Source organism: Dyella sp., assembly GCF_035685805.1.
Classification (GTDB): Bacteria; Pseudomonadota; Gammaproteobacteria; order Xanthomonadales; family Rhodanobacteraceae; genus Dyella_A.
In genome coordinates this window covers 49,723-66,585 of sequence record NZ_DASSAB010000035.1, presented here as the reverse complement: position 1 = coordinate 66,585, position 16,863 = coordinate 49,723, and the positions used below count along the sequence as shown (strand labels likewise).

13 protein-coding genes and 4 tRNA genes are annotated in these 16,863 nt (G+C 67.2%); 4 read left to right on the top strand and 13 right to left on the bottom strand.

Annotated features, from left to right (window positions below):
* Window positions 1–56 precede the first annotated feature (56 nt).
* Window positions 57–3,203, top strand: coding sequence for an error-prone DNA polymerase (locus VFG40_RS09170; protein WP_324897097.1), 3,147 nt, complete (start codon window positions 57–59; stop codon window positions 3,201–3,203).
* A gap of 260 nt (window positions 3,204–3,463) precedes the next feature.
* Window positions 3,464–4,567, top strand: a complete 1,104-nt coding sequence (locus tag VFG40_RS09165; RefSeq protein WP_324897040.1) for a GGDEF domain-containing protein — start codon at window positions 3,464–3,466, stop codon at window positions 4,565–4,567.
* A gap of 60 nt (window positions 4,568–4,627) precedes the next feature.
* Here VFG40_RS09165 and VFG40_RS09160 read toward each other — a convergent pair.
* The 12 genes from VFG40_RS09160 to VFG40_RS09105 all read right to left on the bottom strand — a co-directional run bounded on the left by VFG40_RS09160 (window position 4,628) and on the right by VFG40_RS09105 (window position 13,711).
* Window positions 4,628–4,714 (bottom strand) — tRNA-Leu (locus tag VFG40_RS09160).
* A 186-nt stretch (window positions 4,715–4,900) separates the two neighbouring features.
* Window positions 4,901–4,974, bottom strand: a tRNA-Cys gene (locus VFG40_RS09155).
* 48 nt (window positions 4,975–5,022) lie between these two features.
* Window positions 5,023–5,098: transfer RNA gene (locus VFG40_RS09150), tRNA-Gly, on the bottom strand.
* A gap of 157 nt (window positions 5,099–5,255) precedes the next feature.
* A tRNA-Gly gene (locus VFG40_RS09145) sits at window positions 5,256–5,331 on the bottom strand.
* A gap of 51 nt (window positions 5,332–5,382) precedes the next feature.
* The gene (locus tag VFG40_RS09140; protein ID WP_324897039.1) at window positions 5,383–6,024 is read right to left on the bottom strand and encodes a CDP-alcohol phosphatidyltransferase family protein; all 642 of its coding nucleotides are present in this window, start codon (window positions 6,022–6,024) and stop codon (window positions 5,383–5,385) included.
* A gap of 78 nt (window positions 6,025–6,102) precedes the next feature.
* Window positions 6,103–7,929, bottom strand: coding sequence for an excinuclease ABC subunit UvrC (gene uvrC, locus VFG40_RS09135; RefSeq protein WP_324897038.1), 1,827 nt, complete (start codon window positions 7,927–7,929; stop codon window positions 6,103–6,105).
* 64 nt (window positions 7,930–7,993) lie between these two features.
* The gene (locus VFG40_RS09130; RefSeq protein ID WP_324897037.1) at window positions 7,994–8,479 is read right to left on the bottom strand and encodes a low molecular weight protein-tyrosine-phosphatase; all 486 of its coding nucleotides are present in this window, start codon (window positions 8,477–8,479) and stop codon (window positions 7,994–7,996) included.
* A complete protein-coding gene (kdsB, locus tag VFG40_RS09125; protein ID WP_324897036.1) occupies window positions 8,458–9,228 on the bottom strand; it encodes a 3-deoxy-manno-octulosonate cytidylyltransferase in 771 nt (256 codons plus the stop codon). The genes VFG40_RS09130 and kdsB overlap by 22 nt, the downstream gene beginning before the upstream one ends.
* Window positions 9,229–9,291: 63 nt before the next feature.
* Window positions 9,292–10,605 carry a 3-phosphoshikimate 1-carboxyvinyltransferase gene (gene aroA, locus VFG40_RS09120; RefSeq protein ID WP_324897035.1) on the bottom strand — a complete coding sequence of 438 codons (1,314 nt, stop codon included), beginning with the start codon at window positions 10,603–10,605 and terminating at the stop codon, window positions 9,292–9,294.
* Window positions 10,602–11,690: a prephenate dehydratase gene (pheA, locus tag VFG40_RS09115; RefSeq protein WP_324897034.1), complete on the bottom strand. Its 1,089-nt coding sequence runs from the start codon at window positions 11,688–11,690 to the stop codon at window positions 10,602–10,604. Before pheA ends, aroA begins: the two co-directional genes overlap by 4 nt.
* 81 nt (window positions 11,691–11,771) lie before the next feature.
* A complete protein-coding gene (gene serC / locus VFG40_RS09110; RefSeq protein ID WP_324897096.1) occupies window positions 11,772–12,857 on the bottom strand; it encodes a 3-phosphoserine/phosphohydroxythreonine transaminase in 1,086 nt (361 codons plus the stop codon).
* An 86-nt stretch (window positions 12,858–12,943) separates the two neighbouring features.
* Window positions 12,944–13,711, bottom strand: a complete 768-nt coding sequence (locus tag VFG40_RS09105; RefSeq protein WP_324897033.1) for an FHA domain-containing protein — start codon at window positions 13,709–13,711, stop codon at window positions 12,944–12,946.
* 98 nt (window positions 13,712–13,809) lie between these two features.
* Between VFG40_RS09105 and VFG40_RS09100 the strand changes: the two genes are divergently transcribed.
* Together VFG40_RS09100 and infA are read left to right on the top strand one after the other, a co-directional pair.
* Complete coding sequence (locus tag VFG40_RS09100; protein WP_324897032.1) at window positions 13,810–14,085, top strand: polyhydroxyalkanoic acid system family protein; 276 nt, start codon at window positions 13,810–13,812, stop codon at window positions 14,083–14,085.
* Window positions 14,086–14,167: 82 nt separating this feature from the next.
* Window positions 14,168–14,386: a translation initiation factor IF-1 gene (gene infA / locus VFG40_RS09095; RefSeq protein WP_007508585.1), complete on the top strand. Its 219-nt coding sequence runs from the start codon at window positions 14,168–14,170 to the stop codon at window positions 14,384–14,386.
* A 173-nt stretch (window positions 14,387–14,559) separates the two neighbouring features.
* Here the strand turns inward: infA and clpA are convergent, their stop codons facing one another.
* Window positions 14,560–16,830: an ATP-dependent Clp protease ATP-binding subunit ClpA gene (clpA, locus tag VFG40_RS09090; RefSeq protein ID WP_324897031.1), complete on the bottom strand. Its 2,271-nt coding sequence runs from the start codon at window positions 16,828–16,830 to the stop codon at window positions 14,560–14,562.
* Window positions 16,831–16,863: the final 33 nt, after the last annotated feature.

Sequence of the window (16,863 nt, the reverse complement as noted above, 5' to 3'; positions counted from 1 at the left end):
TGCGCGTGGTCTCCTCGCTCGACGCGCCCGCCACCACGCCATCGTCTGCACCCGCGATGCCATCGACATCCAGCGCGGCGGCCAACACACCACCGCCGGGCTATGCCGAGCTGCACTGCCTCTCGCCCTACTCCTTCCATCGTGGCGCCTCGCATGCGCAGGAGCTGTTCGCCCGCGCCCAGGCGCTGGGCTACACCGCGCTGGCGATCACCGACGAGTGCTCGCTGGCCGGCATCGTGCGCGCGCTCGACGCGCAGGACGACACCCGTCCCACCAAGGGCGAACCGCCTGCCGTGCGGCTGATCGTCGGCGCCGAATTCCAGCTCGAGGACGGCCCCAAGCTGGTGCTGCTGTGCGAAGACCACGCCGGCTACACCCAGCTGTGCCGCGTGATTACCCAAGGCCGGCGCCGCGCCGACAAGGGCAGCTACCGGCTGACTCGTGCCGATTTCGCCCAAGGCCTGCCCGGCACGCTGGCGCTGTGGCTGCCGGACGCCACGCCCGATCCCGAACACGGTCGCTGGATGGCACAGACCTTCGCCGGCCGCTGCTGGCTGGCGGTGGAACTGCATCACGGCCCGGACGATCGGCAGCGGCTGCACGCGCTCACCGAACTGGCCGGCGTGCTGGAGCTGCCACTGGTCGCCAGCGGCGACGTGCACATGCACGTGCGCAGCCGCCGCGCCTTGCAGGACACGCTCACCGCCATCCGCCACCGCGCCAGCGTGGCCGAGGTCGGCGACAAGCTGTTCCCCAACGGCGAGCGCCACCTGCGTCGGCGCGAGGTGCTGGCGGCGAACTATCCTGCCGCGCTGATGGACGAGAGCCTGCGCATCGCCGCACGCTGCACCTTCGACCTGCGCACCATCAACTACACCTACCCGAGGGAACTGGTGCCCGAAGGCCACAGCGCCCGCTCGTGGCTGCGCCATCTCACCGAGGACGGCATGCGCTGGCGCTGGCCGGAAGGCGTGCCGCAGGTCATCCGTGCGCAGATAGAGCGCGAGCTCACGCTGATCGCCCAGCTGCAGTACGAGGCCTACTTCCTCACCGTGGCGGACATCGTGCGTTTCGCGCGCAGCCGGCAGATCCTTTGCCAGGGCCGCGGCTCGGCGGCCAATTCGGCGGTCTGTTTCGCGCTCGGCATCACCGAGGTGAACCCGGGCAGGATCGACCTGCTGATGGAGCGCTTCATCTCCGCCGAGCGCAACGAGCCGCCGGACATCGACGTCGACTTCGAGCACGAACGGCGCGAGGAGGTGATCCAGTACATCTACAAGAAATACGGCCGTGAACGCGCCGCTTTGGCCGCCACGGTGATCCGCTACCGCGGCAAGAGCGCCATTCGCGACGTAGCCCGCGCGCTCGGCCTGCCGCTGGACCAGGTCAACCAGCTCAGCCACATCTTTGCCCGTGGCCAGGGCGACACGCCGGCGCATGTGCTGCTGCGCGAGGGCGGCTTCGACCCCGACAGCCCGCTGATCCGCCGCTTGCTGAAACTCACTTTCCAGCTGCTCGACTTCCCCCGCCACCTGTCCCAGCACGTGGGCGGCTTCGTCATCAGCGACGCCGCGCTGGACAGCCTTGTGCCGGTGGAAAACGCGGCCATGCCCGACCGCACCATCATCCAGTGGGAGAAGGACGACCTCGAATCGATGCGCATGCTCAAGGTCGACTGCCTCGCGCTGGGCATGCTCACCTGCATCCGCAAATGCCTGCACCTGCTGCGCACCGAGCGCGGCCGCGACTTTCCCACCCTCGCCTCGCTGCCGCAGGACGACGAGCCCACGTACGAGATGATCCGCCGCGCCGAGACTACCGGCGTGTTCCAGATCGAGAGCCGCGCCCAGATGGCCATGCTGCCGCGGCTGCAGCCGCGCGAGTTCTACGACCTGGTGATTCAGGTGGCGATCGTGCGGCCCGGCCCGATCCAGGGAAACATGGTGCATCCGTACCTGGCGCGCCGGCACGGTCGCGAACCGGACATGTGGCACCACCCCGATGTCGCCGCCATTTTCACCCGCACCATGGGCGTGCCGCTGTTCCAGGAGCAGGTGATGAAGCTGGCCATTGTCGCGGCTGGCTACACCGCCGGCGAAGCCGACCAGCTGCGCCGCTCGATGGCCGCATGGAAACGTCACGGCGGCATGGAACCGCACCGCCAGCGCATCACTGCCGGCCTGCTCAAGCTCGGCTACGCCGAGGAGTTCGCAGCCCAGCTGTTCGAGCAGATCAAGGGCTTCGGCTCGTACGGTTTTCCCGAGTCGCATGCGGCCAGCTTCGCCAACCTGGTCTACGTCAGCTGCTGGCTGAAATGCCACGAACCGGCCGCATTCGCCTGCGCCCTGCTCAATTCGCAGCCGATGGGCTTCTACGCGCCCAGCCAGATCGTGCAGGAGCTGCAGCGCGTCAGCCGCGTGGCCGTGCGCCCGGTCGACGTGCGATACAGCCAATGGGACTGCACGCTGGAAGACGATCCGCGCCATGCACGGGGGCAACCTGCGCTGCGACTGGGCCTGCGCATGGTCAGCGGGCTCGGCGAAGCGGCCGGGCTCGCCATCACCGCGGCCCGCGATCAGCAGCCTTTCCGCGATGCCGAAGACCTGTGCCTGCGCGCCGATCTCAGTCGCCCGCATCGCGAGGCGCTGGCCGAAGCCGGCGCCCTGCGCGGCCTGGCCGGCCATCGCCACCGCGCCCGCTGGGCGGTCACCGGCGTGCAGGCACAGCTGCCGCTGTTCGAAGGCCAGTCCAGCGCCGAAGCACCCGCCGCCCTGCCCCTGCCCAGCCTCGCCCAGGACACCGCCGCCGACTACGCCAGCACCGGTCTCAGCCTGGGTCCGCACCCGCTGCGCCAGCTGCGCGCCCAGCTGCGCGCCCGGCGCTGCCGCGATTCACGCCAGCTGCAATACGCCCTGCACGGCAGCCATGTCCGTGCCGCCGGCCTGGTCATCACCCGCCAGCAACCGGGCACCGCCAGCGGTGTCATCTTCGTCACCATGGAAGACGAGCACGGCCCGATCAACGTGATCGTCTGGCAGCACGTCGCCAGCCAGCAACGCCGCCCCCTGATCAGCTCCCGCCTGCTGATGGTGGACGGCCAATGGCAACACGTCGGCGGCGTCCGCCACCTCCTCGCCCACCGCCTCACCGACCTCAGCGACCTGCTCGGCAAACTACAGGCGGGGTCGAGGGATTTTCACTGAATACGGAGCCACGCCGGCGCGCGGCCACAGGCACCGCGTCTGGCATCACGCGGGCGCCCGCGCGCGTCCGTGGAGGTACCCGATGTCGATGAACACGCATCCCTAGGTACTGGGGCTCGAAAAGGACGGCGTGCATTGCCTCAGGCTCACTGTGCGCCATCCGTCCGCTCCGGTTAACGTTCCAGCTTTAACGTAACCGGCCGATACCGACGCAGGGAGACCCGACCAGAGTGTCGGGCGGGGCGGGGTTGTTGATGTCCATGTTTTCCAAACTGATCGATATCCTCGGCAGCAGCAACGCAAAGCGCAGGGCGCGACTCACCCAGTGGCTGATCGCCAGCATGGTTTACCTCGGGGCAGCGACACTGCTGATCACCGGCGTGGGCCAGGGCTGGATGAACACCACGGCACTGTCGCTCTGGCTCGGCTTCGTCTTTGCCGTCGTGGTAATCAGCTACGCGTTGCTACGCAGCGGGTGGACAGAACGTTTTCGCGACCCTTCCGTGACGGTGTGGCAGCTCTCGATGGGCGTGCTCGCCGTGAGCTGGGGCTATCTCATCTGTGGCCCCATGCGCACTTCGGCGCTGTTTCCGATCATGGTGATATTTGCCTTCGGTGCTTTCACCCTGCGCTGGCGACAGATCACCTTCCTTACCGTGCTGGCATTGTCCAGCCTGATCGTGGCGGTGATCTTGCGCACCCTGTTCCCGCATTGGGTGCCGGCGCGCGGAGAGGTGCCACCGATGCGGCTGGACATCAACAACGTGCTGATGCTCGTTGTCGTACTGCCGGCACTCGCCGTCGTCGCCACCCGACTGTCCGGACTGCGACGCAAACTGAGCGAGCAGCGCGCGGCCCTGACCCAGGCGCTGCTCGAAGTGGAGCGGCTTGCGGTCAGCGACGAGCTCACCGGCATTGCCAACCGCCGCTCCACCCGACTGATGCTCGAGCGTGACGTCTCGCTCTCGTCACGGGCCATCACTCCGTTTTGCCTCGCCATTGTCGATATCGATCACTTCAAGCGAATCAATGACGAGCTTGGCCACGGCGCCGGAGACGACGTGCTCAAGGCCTTCGCCCATTGCGTCACCGCGCAATTGCGCAGCTCAGACTCGGTCGGTCGGTGGGGCGGCGAAGAGTTCGTCGTAGTTACGCACGGCAACCTGGAAGGCGCCGCTCGCCTGATGGAACGCATCCGCCACGCGGTGCGGACAGACTGCCACGCGACCCGCCCAGTCGCCTTTTCTGCCGGCATCGCCCAGCATCGGCCGGACGAAAGTGCCGATGAGCTCCTGGCCAGAGCGGACATTGCCCTCTATGAGGCAAAGCGCGCCGGCCGCGACAGATACATGGTCGCTGCCTGAGTTGGCACAAGGCGCGCCGGACGGTCATGCGCTATTGCAGGGGTCCGCACAGAGCGATGATGGTGCCCGGACCCGGGATCGAACCGGGATACCCGTGAGGGTGAGGGATTTTAAGTCCCTTGCGTCTACCAGTTTCGCCATCCGGGCAGGATGCGTGCGGAGCCTTGCCCAGTTGCATCAAGGCTGTCCGCAGCGCCGAAATCGTAGCACGCAGGCCGTGCCTGGCGGCCGCTGCCCAAGCAGTCCGCACGCACGTCCAAGGCGGGTTTTCCGCGCAACAAAAAGCCCGCTTGCGCGGGCTTTGGGAAAGCTCTTGAGAGCTTCGTGCTGCGATGGAGGCCTGGGTCGGAATCGAACCGGCGTACGCGGCTTTGCAGGCCGCTGCATGACCACTCTGCCACCAGGCCATCGTTCAAAAAAACAAAACCCCGGGCTACCGAGGCTTTGCCAAAAACTGGAGCGGGAAACGAGACTCGAACTCGCGACCCCGACCTTGGCAAGGTCGTGCTCTACCAACTGAGCTATTCCCGCGTCTGAGCCCGAAATGATAGCAGAAGGATGGCAATTGGGAAGGGCCCGGTGCATCCACGTTCCGATAGCGCGAACCATGGTTGCCACGCGCGGCAACCGCCCTGCGCCCAGAACGACAAAGCCCCGGACCAGGTCCAGGGCTTTGAAGAGATGAATCTGGAGCGGGAAACGAGACTCGAACTCGCGACCCCGACCTTGGCAAGGTCGTGCTCTACCAACTGAGCTATTCCCGCATCGGAGTCGCGCATTCTAGCGGCTGATCTCCATGCGTCAACCCCTCCGGCTCAGGAATCACCGCCCGGCTGCACCGGGCGATCCATGTCGCCGCGCAGCGCCGGCCAGGCAGCGCGCACGTAGTAAAGCCCGGACCAGATGGTCAGCACGCCGGCAACCACCAGCAACACCTCGCCGACGTGGTACAGGCGCAGCGTCTCGGCGTCGTGCTGCACGATCAGCACGGTCAGCGCGACCATCTGCATGACCGTCTTGAGCTTGCCGATGAAGGCCACTTTGACTGCCGCGCGCATGCCGATTTCGGCCATCCACTCGCGCAGCGCGGAGATGCTGATCTCGCGCCCCACGATGATCGCGGCAGTCACTGCCATCACCACCCCGAACCAGTCGTTCTGCGGCAGCGTGGGGCCGTAGTGGGACTGCAGCACGCGATGGTGCGACTCCACCAGCATGAACAGCGTTACCGCCACCATCAGCTTGTCGGCGACCGGATCCAGGAAGGCACCGAAAGCCGAGGTGAGTTTCATGCGTCGGGCCAGGTAGCCATCGAGCCAGTCGGTGACCGCAGCCAGCAGGAACACCAGTGCCGCCAGCACGTTGTGCCCCCGGAACGGCAGGTAGAAGGCCGCCACCATCACCGGCAACAGCGCCACGCGGAACAGGGTGAGCCAGGTCGGCAGGTTGATGCGCATGACGGGTCGGATCCTCGGGTAGCTCAGGCCGGAAGTGTCGCACGCCGCACGGTGAGCGCCACGCCAATGGCGACGGACTCAGGGATGCAGCGCGGCATAGATGCGCTCGGCGAGGCCCCGATCGATACCCTTGATGGTCATCAGCTCTTCCACCCCGGCGCCCTCCACGCCGGCCAGGCCGCCGAACGCCTTGAGCAATGCGGTGCGACGGCGTGCACCGATGCCGGGCACGTCTTCGAGGACGCTGCGCTCGCGCGCCTTTTCGCGACGCTTGCGGTGTCCGCTGATGGCAAAGCGATGCGCTTCGTCGCGTACCGCCGCGACCAGGTGCAGTGCGGGTGACGACGAGCCGGGATGGATCTCCTGGCCAAGCCCGGCCAGCACCAGGGTCTCTTCGCCCGCGCGGCGCCCTGGCCCCTTGGCCACGCCGACCACCGCGATGCCGCCGACGCCCAGCTCGCCGAGGACGTCAAGCGCCTGTTTCACCTGCCCGGCGCCGCCGTCGATGAGCAGGATGTCCGGCCGCGCGCCCTCGCCGTCGGCCAGCTTGCGGAAGCGCCGCGTGAGCGCCTGATGCATGGCCGCATAGTCGTCGCCCGGCGTGATGCCGGTGATGTTGAAGCGCCGGTAATGCGACTTGTCCGGGCCTTCCGGCCCGAACACCACGCACGACGCCACGGTCAGTTCGCCACCGGTGTGGCTGATGTCGAAGCACTCGATGCGCTTGGGCGACTCGGCCAACCCGAGCAGCTTCTGCAGGTCGTCGAAGCGCGCGCCGAGCGTCTGCCGGCTGGCCAGTCGCTGGGTCAGCGAGGCCTGCGCGTTGCGCTCGGCCATCTGCAGGAACTGGGCCCGCTCGCCGCGCACCCGGGTCTTGATCTCTACCGCGTGCCCGGATTGCTGTGCCAGCAACTCCGCCAGGATGGCCTCGTCGGCCATGGTTTCACCCAGGATCAGCTCGCGCGGCACGGGTCGGTCCAGGTAGTACTGCGCCACGAACTGGGCCAGCACGTCGGCCGGCTCGGCCTCGAACGGCAGGCGCGGGAAGAAATCGCGCGTGCCCAGGCTGATGCCATCGCGAAAGAACAGCACGCTCACGCAGGCCATGCCCGACTCGATCCGGCAGGCGATCACGTCCATGTCGGCACTGGCGCCCTGCACGTGGTGCTGCGCCTGCAGCCGGCGCAGCGCCGCCACCTGGTCGCGCAGCGTCGCGGCGCGCTCGAAATCCAGCCGCGTGGCGGCCTGCTCCATCGAGGCGGCAAGCTCGTCGATGACGGCGCTGCTGCGGCCTTCCAGGAACATCTCGGCGTGGCGCACGTCGACCCGGTAGTCGTCCACGCCGATCAGTCCGACGCATGGGGCGGTGCAGCGACCGATCTGGTGCTGCAGGCACGGCCGCGAGCGGTTGCGGAAATAGCTGTCCTCGCACTGGCGGACCTTGAACAGCTTCTGCATCAGGTTGAGGCTCTCGCGCACGGCATAGGTGCTCGGATATGGCCCGAAGAACCGCCCACGCAGGTTGCGCGCGCCGCGATGAAAGGCCAGGCGCGGGTAATCCTCGCCGCCGGACATGTAGATGTAGGGATAGCTCTTGTCGTCGCGAAGCAGGATGTTGTAACGCGGCTTCAGCGACTTGATCAGCTGCGACTCGAGCAGCAACGCCTCGCCTTCGGTACGCGTGAGCGTGGTTTCCACCCGCGCGATCTGCGAGACCATCGCCGCGATACGCGGCTCCATCCGCGGCTTCAGGAAGTAGCTGCCGACCCGCTTCTTGAGGTTGCCGGCCTTGCCCACGTAGAGCAGTTCGTCGTCCACATCGAAATAGCGGTACACACCCGGCGACGTGGACAGCGTTCGAACGAAGGATTTGCCATCGAAGGCGGGTGCGTGCGCAGGAGACATGGCGGCAATTGTATCGCGGGTGCCCAGGACATCCGTGGCCGCCGAGCGCGCGCTGACGTCGCGTTCAGGCGCGCCGGTAACGACCGAGCAGGCCCTGCGCTCCGCGCTCGGCGAGCGCGATAACGTGGCGGAAATCACCCGCGTCGCCATGGTATGGATCCGGCACTTCGGCCAGGTCATCGAGCCCGGCGGCGGACAGGAAAAGCCCCACGCGCTCGCGCAGATGGGCCGGGCAGCGCGCCCCCAAATCGGTCAGATTCGAGCGGTCCATCGCCAGCACCCCGTCGAACCGGGCGAAGTCGCCCACCTCCAGCTGCCGTGCCCGATGCGCCGACAGGTCGTAGCCGGCCATGCGCGCCGCTTCGATCATGCGCGCATCGGCCGGCTTGCCGGCGTGCCAGTCGCCGGTGCCGCACGAATCGACCCGCAGCGGACAACCTGCCTGAGCGAACCGCGTGCGCAACACCTCCGCCACGACGGGCGAGCGACAGATGTTGCCCAGGCAGACGATCAGCAGTGCGGGCGCGTTCACCGCGGGTCGCTCGCCCACTGCTCGGCGCGCTCCAGATCGGCCTGCGTGTCGATGCCCGGCGGGAACGGTTCGGGCGTCAGCCGCACGGCGATGGCGTGGCCATGCTCGAGCACGCGTAGTTGCTCCAGCGACTCGGCCTGCTCCAGCGGCGTGCGCGCGAGCCCCGCGTACTGGTGCAGGAAACCGGCGCGGTAGGCGTAGATGCCGATGTGGCGCAGGAACGGCACGTCCTGCGGCAGGCTCTGGCGGTCCGCGGCAAAGGCATCGCGTGCCCACGGCAAGGGGGCACGGCTGAAGTACAGCGCGCGGCCGCGGCTGTCGCGCACCAGCTTCACCACATTGGGATCGAACAGCTCGTGCGCCTCGGTGATCGGGGTGGCGAGCGTGGCCATGGGCGCGTCGTCGCGCGCCAGCGCCAGCGCCACTTCGCGGATGCCAGCGGCCGGCGCAAACGGCTCGTCGCCCTGCAGGTTCACCACGATCGCGCCTTCGCCCCAGCCATAGCGGGCAGCACACTCGGCCAGCCGGTCGCTGCCGGAGGCGTGGTCGCTGCGGGTCATGCAGATTTCCACGCCCTGCCCTGCCAGTGCATTCGCCACACGCGCGTCGTCGACGGCGACGACCACCTGCGACGCACCCGCCTGCAGCGCCCGCTGCGCCACCCGCACCACCATCGGCACCCCGGCGATTTCACGCAGCGGCTTGGCCGGCAGCCGCGTGGAGCCGTAGCGCGCGGGAATGGCCACGATGAATTCGGGAGTGCTCATGAGATCCACGGGGTCGGTACGGAACCGCCAGCGTAACCGCAGCGCAACAACGAACGGAATCGGTCAGCCGGCGTCCGACAGCGCGAAGCCGCAGCGGTTGGCCAGCATCATGAAGCCCGGAAACGACGTCGCCACGTTGCCGCAGTCGCCGATGCGGATCGGCGCCGCCGCCCGCAACCCCGCGACGGCGAAGCTCATCGCGATGCGATGATCGCCATGGCTGTCGACCGCGCCGCCGCCGATCCGGCCGCCGCGGATCACCGCCCCGTCCGGCTGTTCGTCTACCACCACGCCAACCGTGCGCAACCCTCTGGCCATGCTGGCAAGCCGATCGGACTCCTTCACGCGCAACTCGGCCGCGCCGCGTACCACCGTGGTTCCTTCGGCCGCAGCGGCCGCGATGAACAGGGCCGGGAACTCGTCGATCATGTCCGGCACCAGCGCCTCGGGCAGTTCGACTCCATGCAGTGGTGCGTAGCGCACCCGCAGGTCGCCCACCGGCTCACCGCCACTTTCGCCCTCGTTCTCGACGCTGATGTCCGCCCCCATCAGTCGCAGCGCGGTCAGCAGGCCGGTGCGGCGAGGATTGAGGCCGACCGCGGGCAGCAGCAGCTCGGAGCCGGGCACGATGCACGCGGCGACCAGGAAAAACGCCGCCGACGAGAAGTCGGCCGGCACGGTGACATCGGTCGCGCGCAGCACGTGCCCACCGGCAAGGCGCGCCCGGCCGGGCGAAAAGACGATCGGCCAGCCGAATGCGGCCAGCATGCGCTCGGTGTAGTCGCGGGTGGGGTGCGGCTCGATCACCTCGGTCTCGCCCCGCGCGTAGAGGCCGGCGAGCAGCAACGCCGACTTCACTTGGGCGCTGGCGACGGGAAGCGTGTATCGAATGCCCTGCAGCGCCCGCCCGCCCCGCACGTGCAGCGGCGGCAGCCCATCATGCGTTGCGATCTGTGCCCCCATCTGTTCCAGCGGATCGGTGACCCGCCGCATCGGCCGCTTCGACAGCGATGCATCGCCGATCAGCGTGCTGTCGAACGCCTGCCCCGCCAGCAGACCGGTGAGCAGGCGCATGCCGGTACCGGCGTTGCCGCAGTCCAGCGGTGCGGCACAAGCTCGCAGCCCGTGCAGGCCGACCCCGTGCACCACGCGCGTGCCGTCGCCTGCCGTGTCGATGCGAACGCCCAACTGCTGCATGGCCGCCGCCGTGGCGCGGGTGTCCTCGCCTTCCAGAAAGCCATGGATGTGGGACGTGCCCTCGGCCAGCGCGGCCAGCATCATGGCCCGGTGCGACACAGACTTGTCGCCGGGCACCGGCACCACGCCGTGCAACGGACCACTGGCGCTGCTGCGCCAGTCGAGCGACGCACCGGTCACGGCAGCGCCACCGGATAGGAACCCAGCACGCGCAGGCTCGCCACGGTGGACTGGATCGCGTCCACCGCGTCCTTGAGGTGGCCCTCGTGGATGTGCCCGGACACGTCGATGAAAAACGCGTACTGCCACTTGCCGGTGTGCGCGGGCCGCGACTCGATGCGGTTGAGGCTCACCCCATGCCTGGCAAACGGGCTGAGCACGTCGTAGAGAGCACCCGGCTTGTCGTTGACCGTCACCAGCAGCGAAGTGCGATCGTTGCCGGAGGGCGGAAACAGCGAGCGGCCGATCACCAGGAACCGCGTGGTGTTGTCGGCGCGATCCTCGATCGCCGTGGCCACCGTCTTGAGCCCGTAGATCTTGCCTGCGGTCTCGCCGGCGATGGCGGCAGCGGTGTCGTCATGTCGTGCCAGCCGCGCGGCTTCGGCGTTGCTGCTGACCGCCGTGCACTCCGCCTCCGGCAGGTTCAGCCTGAGCCAGGTCTTGCACTGCTGCAGCGACTGCGCGTGTGCGTAGACCCGGCGCACGCCGGACAATTCGCCCGACAGCGCGTGCAGGCATTGGTGCACGCGCAGTTCCACCTCGCCGCAGATGGTCGCGTCGGAGGTAAGGAACATGTCCAGCGTGACCTGGATCATTCCCTGCCCCGAATTTTCCACCGGCACCACGCCGAAATCGGCATGGCCTGCGGCCACTTCCTGGAATACCTCTTCGATGCTGCCCAGCGGCAGACCATAGGCGGCGTGGCCGAAATGCTTGTGCACGGCCTGTTCGCTGAAGGTGCCCTCGGGACCGAGAAAGCCGATCTTCAGGGGATCTTCCTGGGCCAGGCACGAGGACATGATCTCGCGGAACAGTCGCACCATCTCCGCATCGGACAGCGGCCCCTTGTTTCGATCGACCACCATTCGCAGCACGTGCGCCTCCCGCTCGGGGCGGTAGTAGTCGATGGCGGACAGACCCTCGCCCTTTACCCGCGCCACTTCCCGCGCGCGCATGGCGCGTTCGGCGATCAACTCCTGGATCTGTCGGTCGATGCTGTCGATGCGCTCGCGCACCTCGCTCAGCGAATTGCTGGTGTCGGACATTGCAAGATGAGCCTGGATGGATAGACGGCCAAACGTGGAGCGACATAGTGCCCGAATGGGCGAGGCATTGCGCTCATGGTTTCATCCGTGACGATGAGCGAAGTCCCACATGAACGACACCAGCGCCTCCACCGCCTCCAGCGGCACCGCGTTGTACAGCGATGCACGCATGCCGCCGACCGCCTTGTGACCCTTGAGGGCGAACAGGCCCGCGGCCTCGGACTCCTCCAGAAACAGCGCGTCCAGCGCGCTGTCGCGCAGCCAGAACGGCACGTTCATGCGCGAGCGCGCCAGCGGCTGCACCGGATTGGTATAGAAGCCGCCGGACTGGTCGATGGCGCGGTACAGCAGCTCGGACTTGGCGCGATTGCGCTCGGCCATCGCCGTCAGGCCGCCCTGCTCCCTCAGCCACTGGAAGGTCAGGCCAGCCATGTACCAGCCCCATGTGTTGGGGGTGTTGAGCATCGAATCGTGCGCCGCCTGCTCCGCGTACCTCAGCACGCTCGCGATTGGCCGGCGCGGCCGGTCGAGCAGGTCGCGCCGGATGATCATCACCACCAGGCCCGACGGCCCGATGTTCTTCTGCGCGCCGGCATAGATCACGCCGAAGCGGGCGACGTCGATCGGCGCCGAGAGGATGTTCGAGGACATGTCCGCAACCAGCGGCACGTCGCCCACCTCGGGCACATCCGGGAACTCGACGCCGCCGATCGTTTCGTTCGGCGTGTAGTGCACGTAGGCCGCCGACGGATCAAGCGTCCAACCTTCGCGCGGGGGCAAGGAGCGGAATTTGTCCGCTCCGCTGCTGGCGGCGATCTGGACACGCACGTACGGCGCCGCCTCGCGCACCGCCTTTTCACCCCAGTGGCCGGTGACCACGTAGTCGGCGCGGTCATCGGGGCCGGCGAGATTCATCGGTATCTGCGCAAAGTGCTGGGTGGCGCCGCCCTGCAGGAACAGCACGGCATGACTGGCGGGAATGCCCATCAGCGCCCGCAGATCGGTCTCTGCCTGTGCCGCCATCGCGATGAACCGCTTGCCGCGATGCGACTGCTCCATCACCGAGGAGCCGGAGCCCCGCCAATCGAGCATCTCGCGCTGCGCCCGCTCGAGCACCGCCTGCGGCATGGCTGCCGGTCCCGCACTGAAATTCCACACCCTGCTCACTGGCCTGGCCTCGCTGTAATGACCGCTGGAGATGTTCCGCATTATGGCGCGCCGCAACAATGCACGGTCAATGCGTACAGGCTGCGTCAGAGGCGAACCAGCAGCACCAGCGCGATGCCCAGAGCGAGCACCGCTGCGGTGACGATCAGCCACCACACTTCGCCCCGCGGTCCGGCGGAATCCTCCGGCAACGCCCCGACCGCAGGAGCTGGCGGAATGAACTCCGGCTCCGGCGGCATGCCGGGGGCGTCCACGATGAAGCGGTGGGTGGCCAAGCCAAGTTGGTCGCCGGGGTGCAGTGCCACCTCGGCGGCCTCGACGCCGTTCACCCGCAACGGATAGCGGGCCGACTCGCGCTCCTGGCAAAGGCGCAGCTCGCCGTCGCGCCAGAACAGCCGCAACGCCGCACTCTCGCCCTGCGGCAGGTCGAGCGGCACCGCTGCCCCGGGGCCGAGCGCGAGCTGCTCGCGCAACGCGAATACCCGACCGGAGAGCGGACCGGCGACCGCGCGCAGGGCTACGGGGCACCGACTGCTCTCGGGCACCCGCAGCGGGGGCCGCTCGGCGGGCGAGTGGTCCGTCTTGAGCAGCATGCGGCAGTCGCCCACGCTGAGCACGTCACCCGGACGCAGCAGCGCACGCTCGCGCACCGGCCGTGCGTTGACATAGATGCGGCTGCCGCCGGGCAGCACTTCGAGCCGGCATCCGCGCCGATCGCTCAGCAGTTTCAGATGGTGGGCACTCGCCTGGTGGGGTGCCAGCACCAGCGCGTTGTCCTGCGCGCTGCCAATGGTCAGCACCGGCTGGTCCCAGTGGACATCTTCGCGGGCAGAATGGGAAAACTCGATGCGCATCTGTGACCCAGTCGACGAACGGCGGAACTCTAGCAGAAGCAACCACTGCGCCCGCGCCCCACGTGACAGCCACGGCATCGTTCCCGGACAATGCCTCCATGCCCAATATCGATATACGCCAACCGCACCAACTCCCGCTCAGCGAAGCCCGTGCCAAGGTTGACCACGTCGCCAGCCGGATGCGCGAAAAGTTCGACATGGAAAGCCGCTGGGACGGCAACACGCTGTGGTTCTCCCGCTCGGGGGTGAAAGGAGCCATCGCGGTGGGTGCCGAGGCGATCGAGGTGCACGCCGAGCTGGGCCTGATGCTGTCCCCCCTCAAGTCAATGGTGGAACAGGAGATCCGGCGCAAGCTGGCTGAGCAGTTTGCCTGATGAATCTTTAACCAGGCCGCCAGACGTGGCATAATCGTCGGCTTACGCATCCATATCGGCATGCGATTGATCGACGGAAAGCATGGCCAAAGACGACGTCATTGAAATGGAAGGCACGGTCCAGGAGACCCTGCCCAACACCATGTTCCGCGTGCAGCTGGAGAACGGGCACGTCATCATCGCCCACATCTCCGGGCGCATGCGCAAGCACTACATCCGCATTCTCACGGGCGACAAGGTCAAGATCGAAATGACCCCGTACGACCTGAGCAAGGGCCGCATCACCTACCGCATGAAGTAGGGCGTGACGTCAGCCGGCTGCGGTGGCTCAGGTGGCAATGCCACGCCATCGCGCCGCCGTCAGGACATGAAAAAGGCGACGCAGTAGCGTCGCCTTTTTCGTTGGTGTCTGCCGCGCGCGCCTCGCGCGGCCCTGGCGGCTGCGACGGCATAACCATCGCAGCCGCCTGGCAGTTACTCCACCACGGCCGGCAGCTTCTCGGCCGCCTCGGTTTCAACGGTCAGCTCGCCGTCCAGCACGCGCAGGTGCACCTTGCCACCATCGGACAGTTTGCCGAACAACAGCTCGTCGGCCAGCGCACGCTTCACTTTCTCCTGGATCACCCGGGCCATCGGGCGGGCGCCCATCTGCGGATCGAAGCCGTGCTCAGCCAGCCAGCGGCGGGCATCGGCATCCACGTCCAGCGCCACGTGCTTCTCGCCCAGCTGGGACTCGAGCTCGATCAGGAACTTGTCCACCACCCGCAGGATGTGATCGAAGTCCAGCGCGTTGAACTGGATGATTGCGTCCAGACGGTTACGGAACTCCGGCGTGAACATGCGACGGATCACCTCCATCGCATCCGTGACGTGATTCTGCTTGACGAAGCCGATGCCGCGACGCGACGCCTGCTGCGCACCGGCATTGGTGGTCATCACCACGATGACATTCTTGAAGTTCGCCTCGCGCCCGTTGGTATCGGTGAGCACCCCGCGATCCATCACCTGCAGCAGGATGTTGAACACATCCGGATGCGCCTTCTCGATCTCGTCCAGCAGCAGCACGCAGTGCGGGTGCTTGGTGACAGCCTCGGTCAGCAATCCGCCCTGGTCGAAGCCGACGTAGCCCGGAGGCGCACCGACCAGCCGCGACACCGAGTGCGCCTCCATGTACTCGGACATGTCGAAGCGGATCATCTCGATGCCCAGCTGCATGCCCAGCTGCTTGGTGACCTCGGTCTTGCCCACGCCGGTAGGGCCGGCCAGCAGGAAGCTGCCGATCGGCTTGGACGGATCGGCCAGGCCCGAGCGCGCCATCTTGATCGATGCGGTGAGCGCTTCGATCGCCTGATCCTGCCCGAACACCACCATCTTCAGATTGCGCTCCAGATTGCGCAGCACATCGCGATCCGACGCCGACACCTGCTTGGCCGGAATGCGCGCCATCTTGGCAACGATGTACTCCACCTCGGGAACGTCGATGGTCAGCGTACGCTGGTCCTCCGGCAGCAGGCGCTGTCGTGCGCCCGCCTCGTCGATCACGTCGATCGCCTTGTCCGGCAGCAGCCGGTCCGGGATGTGCTTGACTGACAGATCCACCGCGGCCTTCAGCGCCTCGTTGGTGTAGGCCACCGCGTGATGTTCCTCGAAGCGCGAACGCAGGCCCTTGAGGATCTCGATGGAGTCGGCCACGGTAGGTTCCACCACGTCGATCTTCTGGAAGCGACGGGCCAGCGCACGGTCCTTCTCGAAGATGCCGCGGAACTCCTGGAACGTGGTGGAACCGATGCAGCGCAGCTCGCCCGACGCCAGCATCGGCTTGATCAGGTTGGAGGCGTCCATGGTGCCGCCAGACGCCGAGCCCGCGCCGATGATGGTGTGGATCTCGTCGATGAAAAGCACCGCGCCGGGCTGCTTCTTGAGCTGGCCGATCACCGCCTTGAGGCGCTTCTCGAAATCTCCGCGATATTTGGTGCCGGCGACCAGCGCACCGAGATCCAGCGACCAGATGGTCGCGCCTTCCAGCACCTCCGGCACCTCGCCGTCGACGATGCGCTTGGCCAGGCCCTCGGCCAGCGCCGTCTTGCCCACGCCGGCCTCGCCCACGTACAGCGGGTTGTTCTTGCGACGGCGGCAAAGCACCTGGATGGTCCGCTCGATCTCGTCGGTGCGACCGATCAGCGGGTCGATCTTGCCTTCAAGCGCCAGCTCGTTGAGGTTGCTGGCGTACTCGCTGAGCGGGTTGCCCTTGGCCTCGCCACCTTCTTCACCCTCACGCTCGCCACTGGCGGCGCCGGCGGCCGGCTCGTCGCCGATCTTGGCGATGCCGTGGGAGATGTAATTGACCACGTCGAGGCGGGTGATCTCCTGCTGGTGCAGGAAATACACGGCATGCGAGTCCTTCTCGCCGAAGATGGCGACCAGCACGTTGGCGCCGGTCACTTCCTTCCGACCCGACGACTGCACGTGGTAGACCGCCCGCTGCAGCACCCGCTGGAAGCCGAGTGTCGGCTGGGTATCGCGTTCGTCCCCGTGCGGCAGCACGGGTACGGTCTCGGCGATGATCTTTTCGAGCTCGGCGGTCAGCCGCGGCAGGTCGACGCTGCAGGCGCGCAGCGCACCTACCGCAGATTGATTGTCGGTCAGCGCCAGCAGCAGGTGCTCCACCGTCATGAACTCATGACGCTGTTCGCGAGCCTGCTTGTAGCACTGGCCGATGGTGACTTCGAGATCCTTGCTGAACATTCGGACCGTCTCCCGAGTAACTGGCAAGCGGCG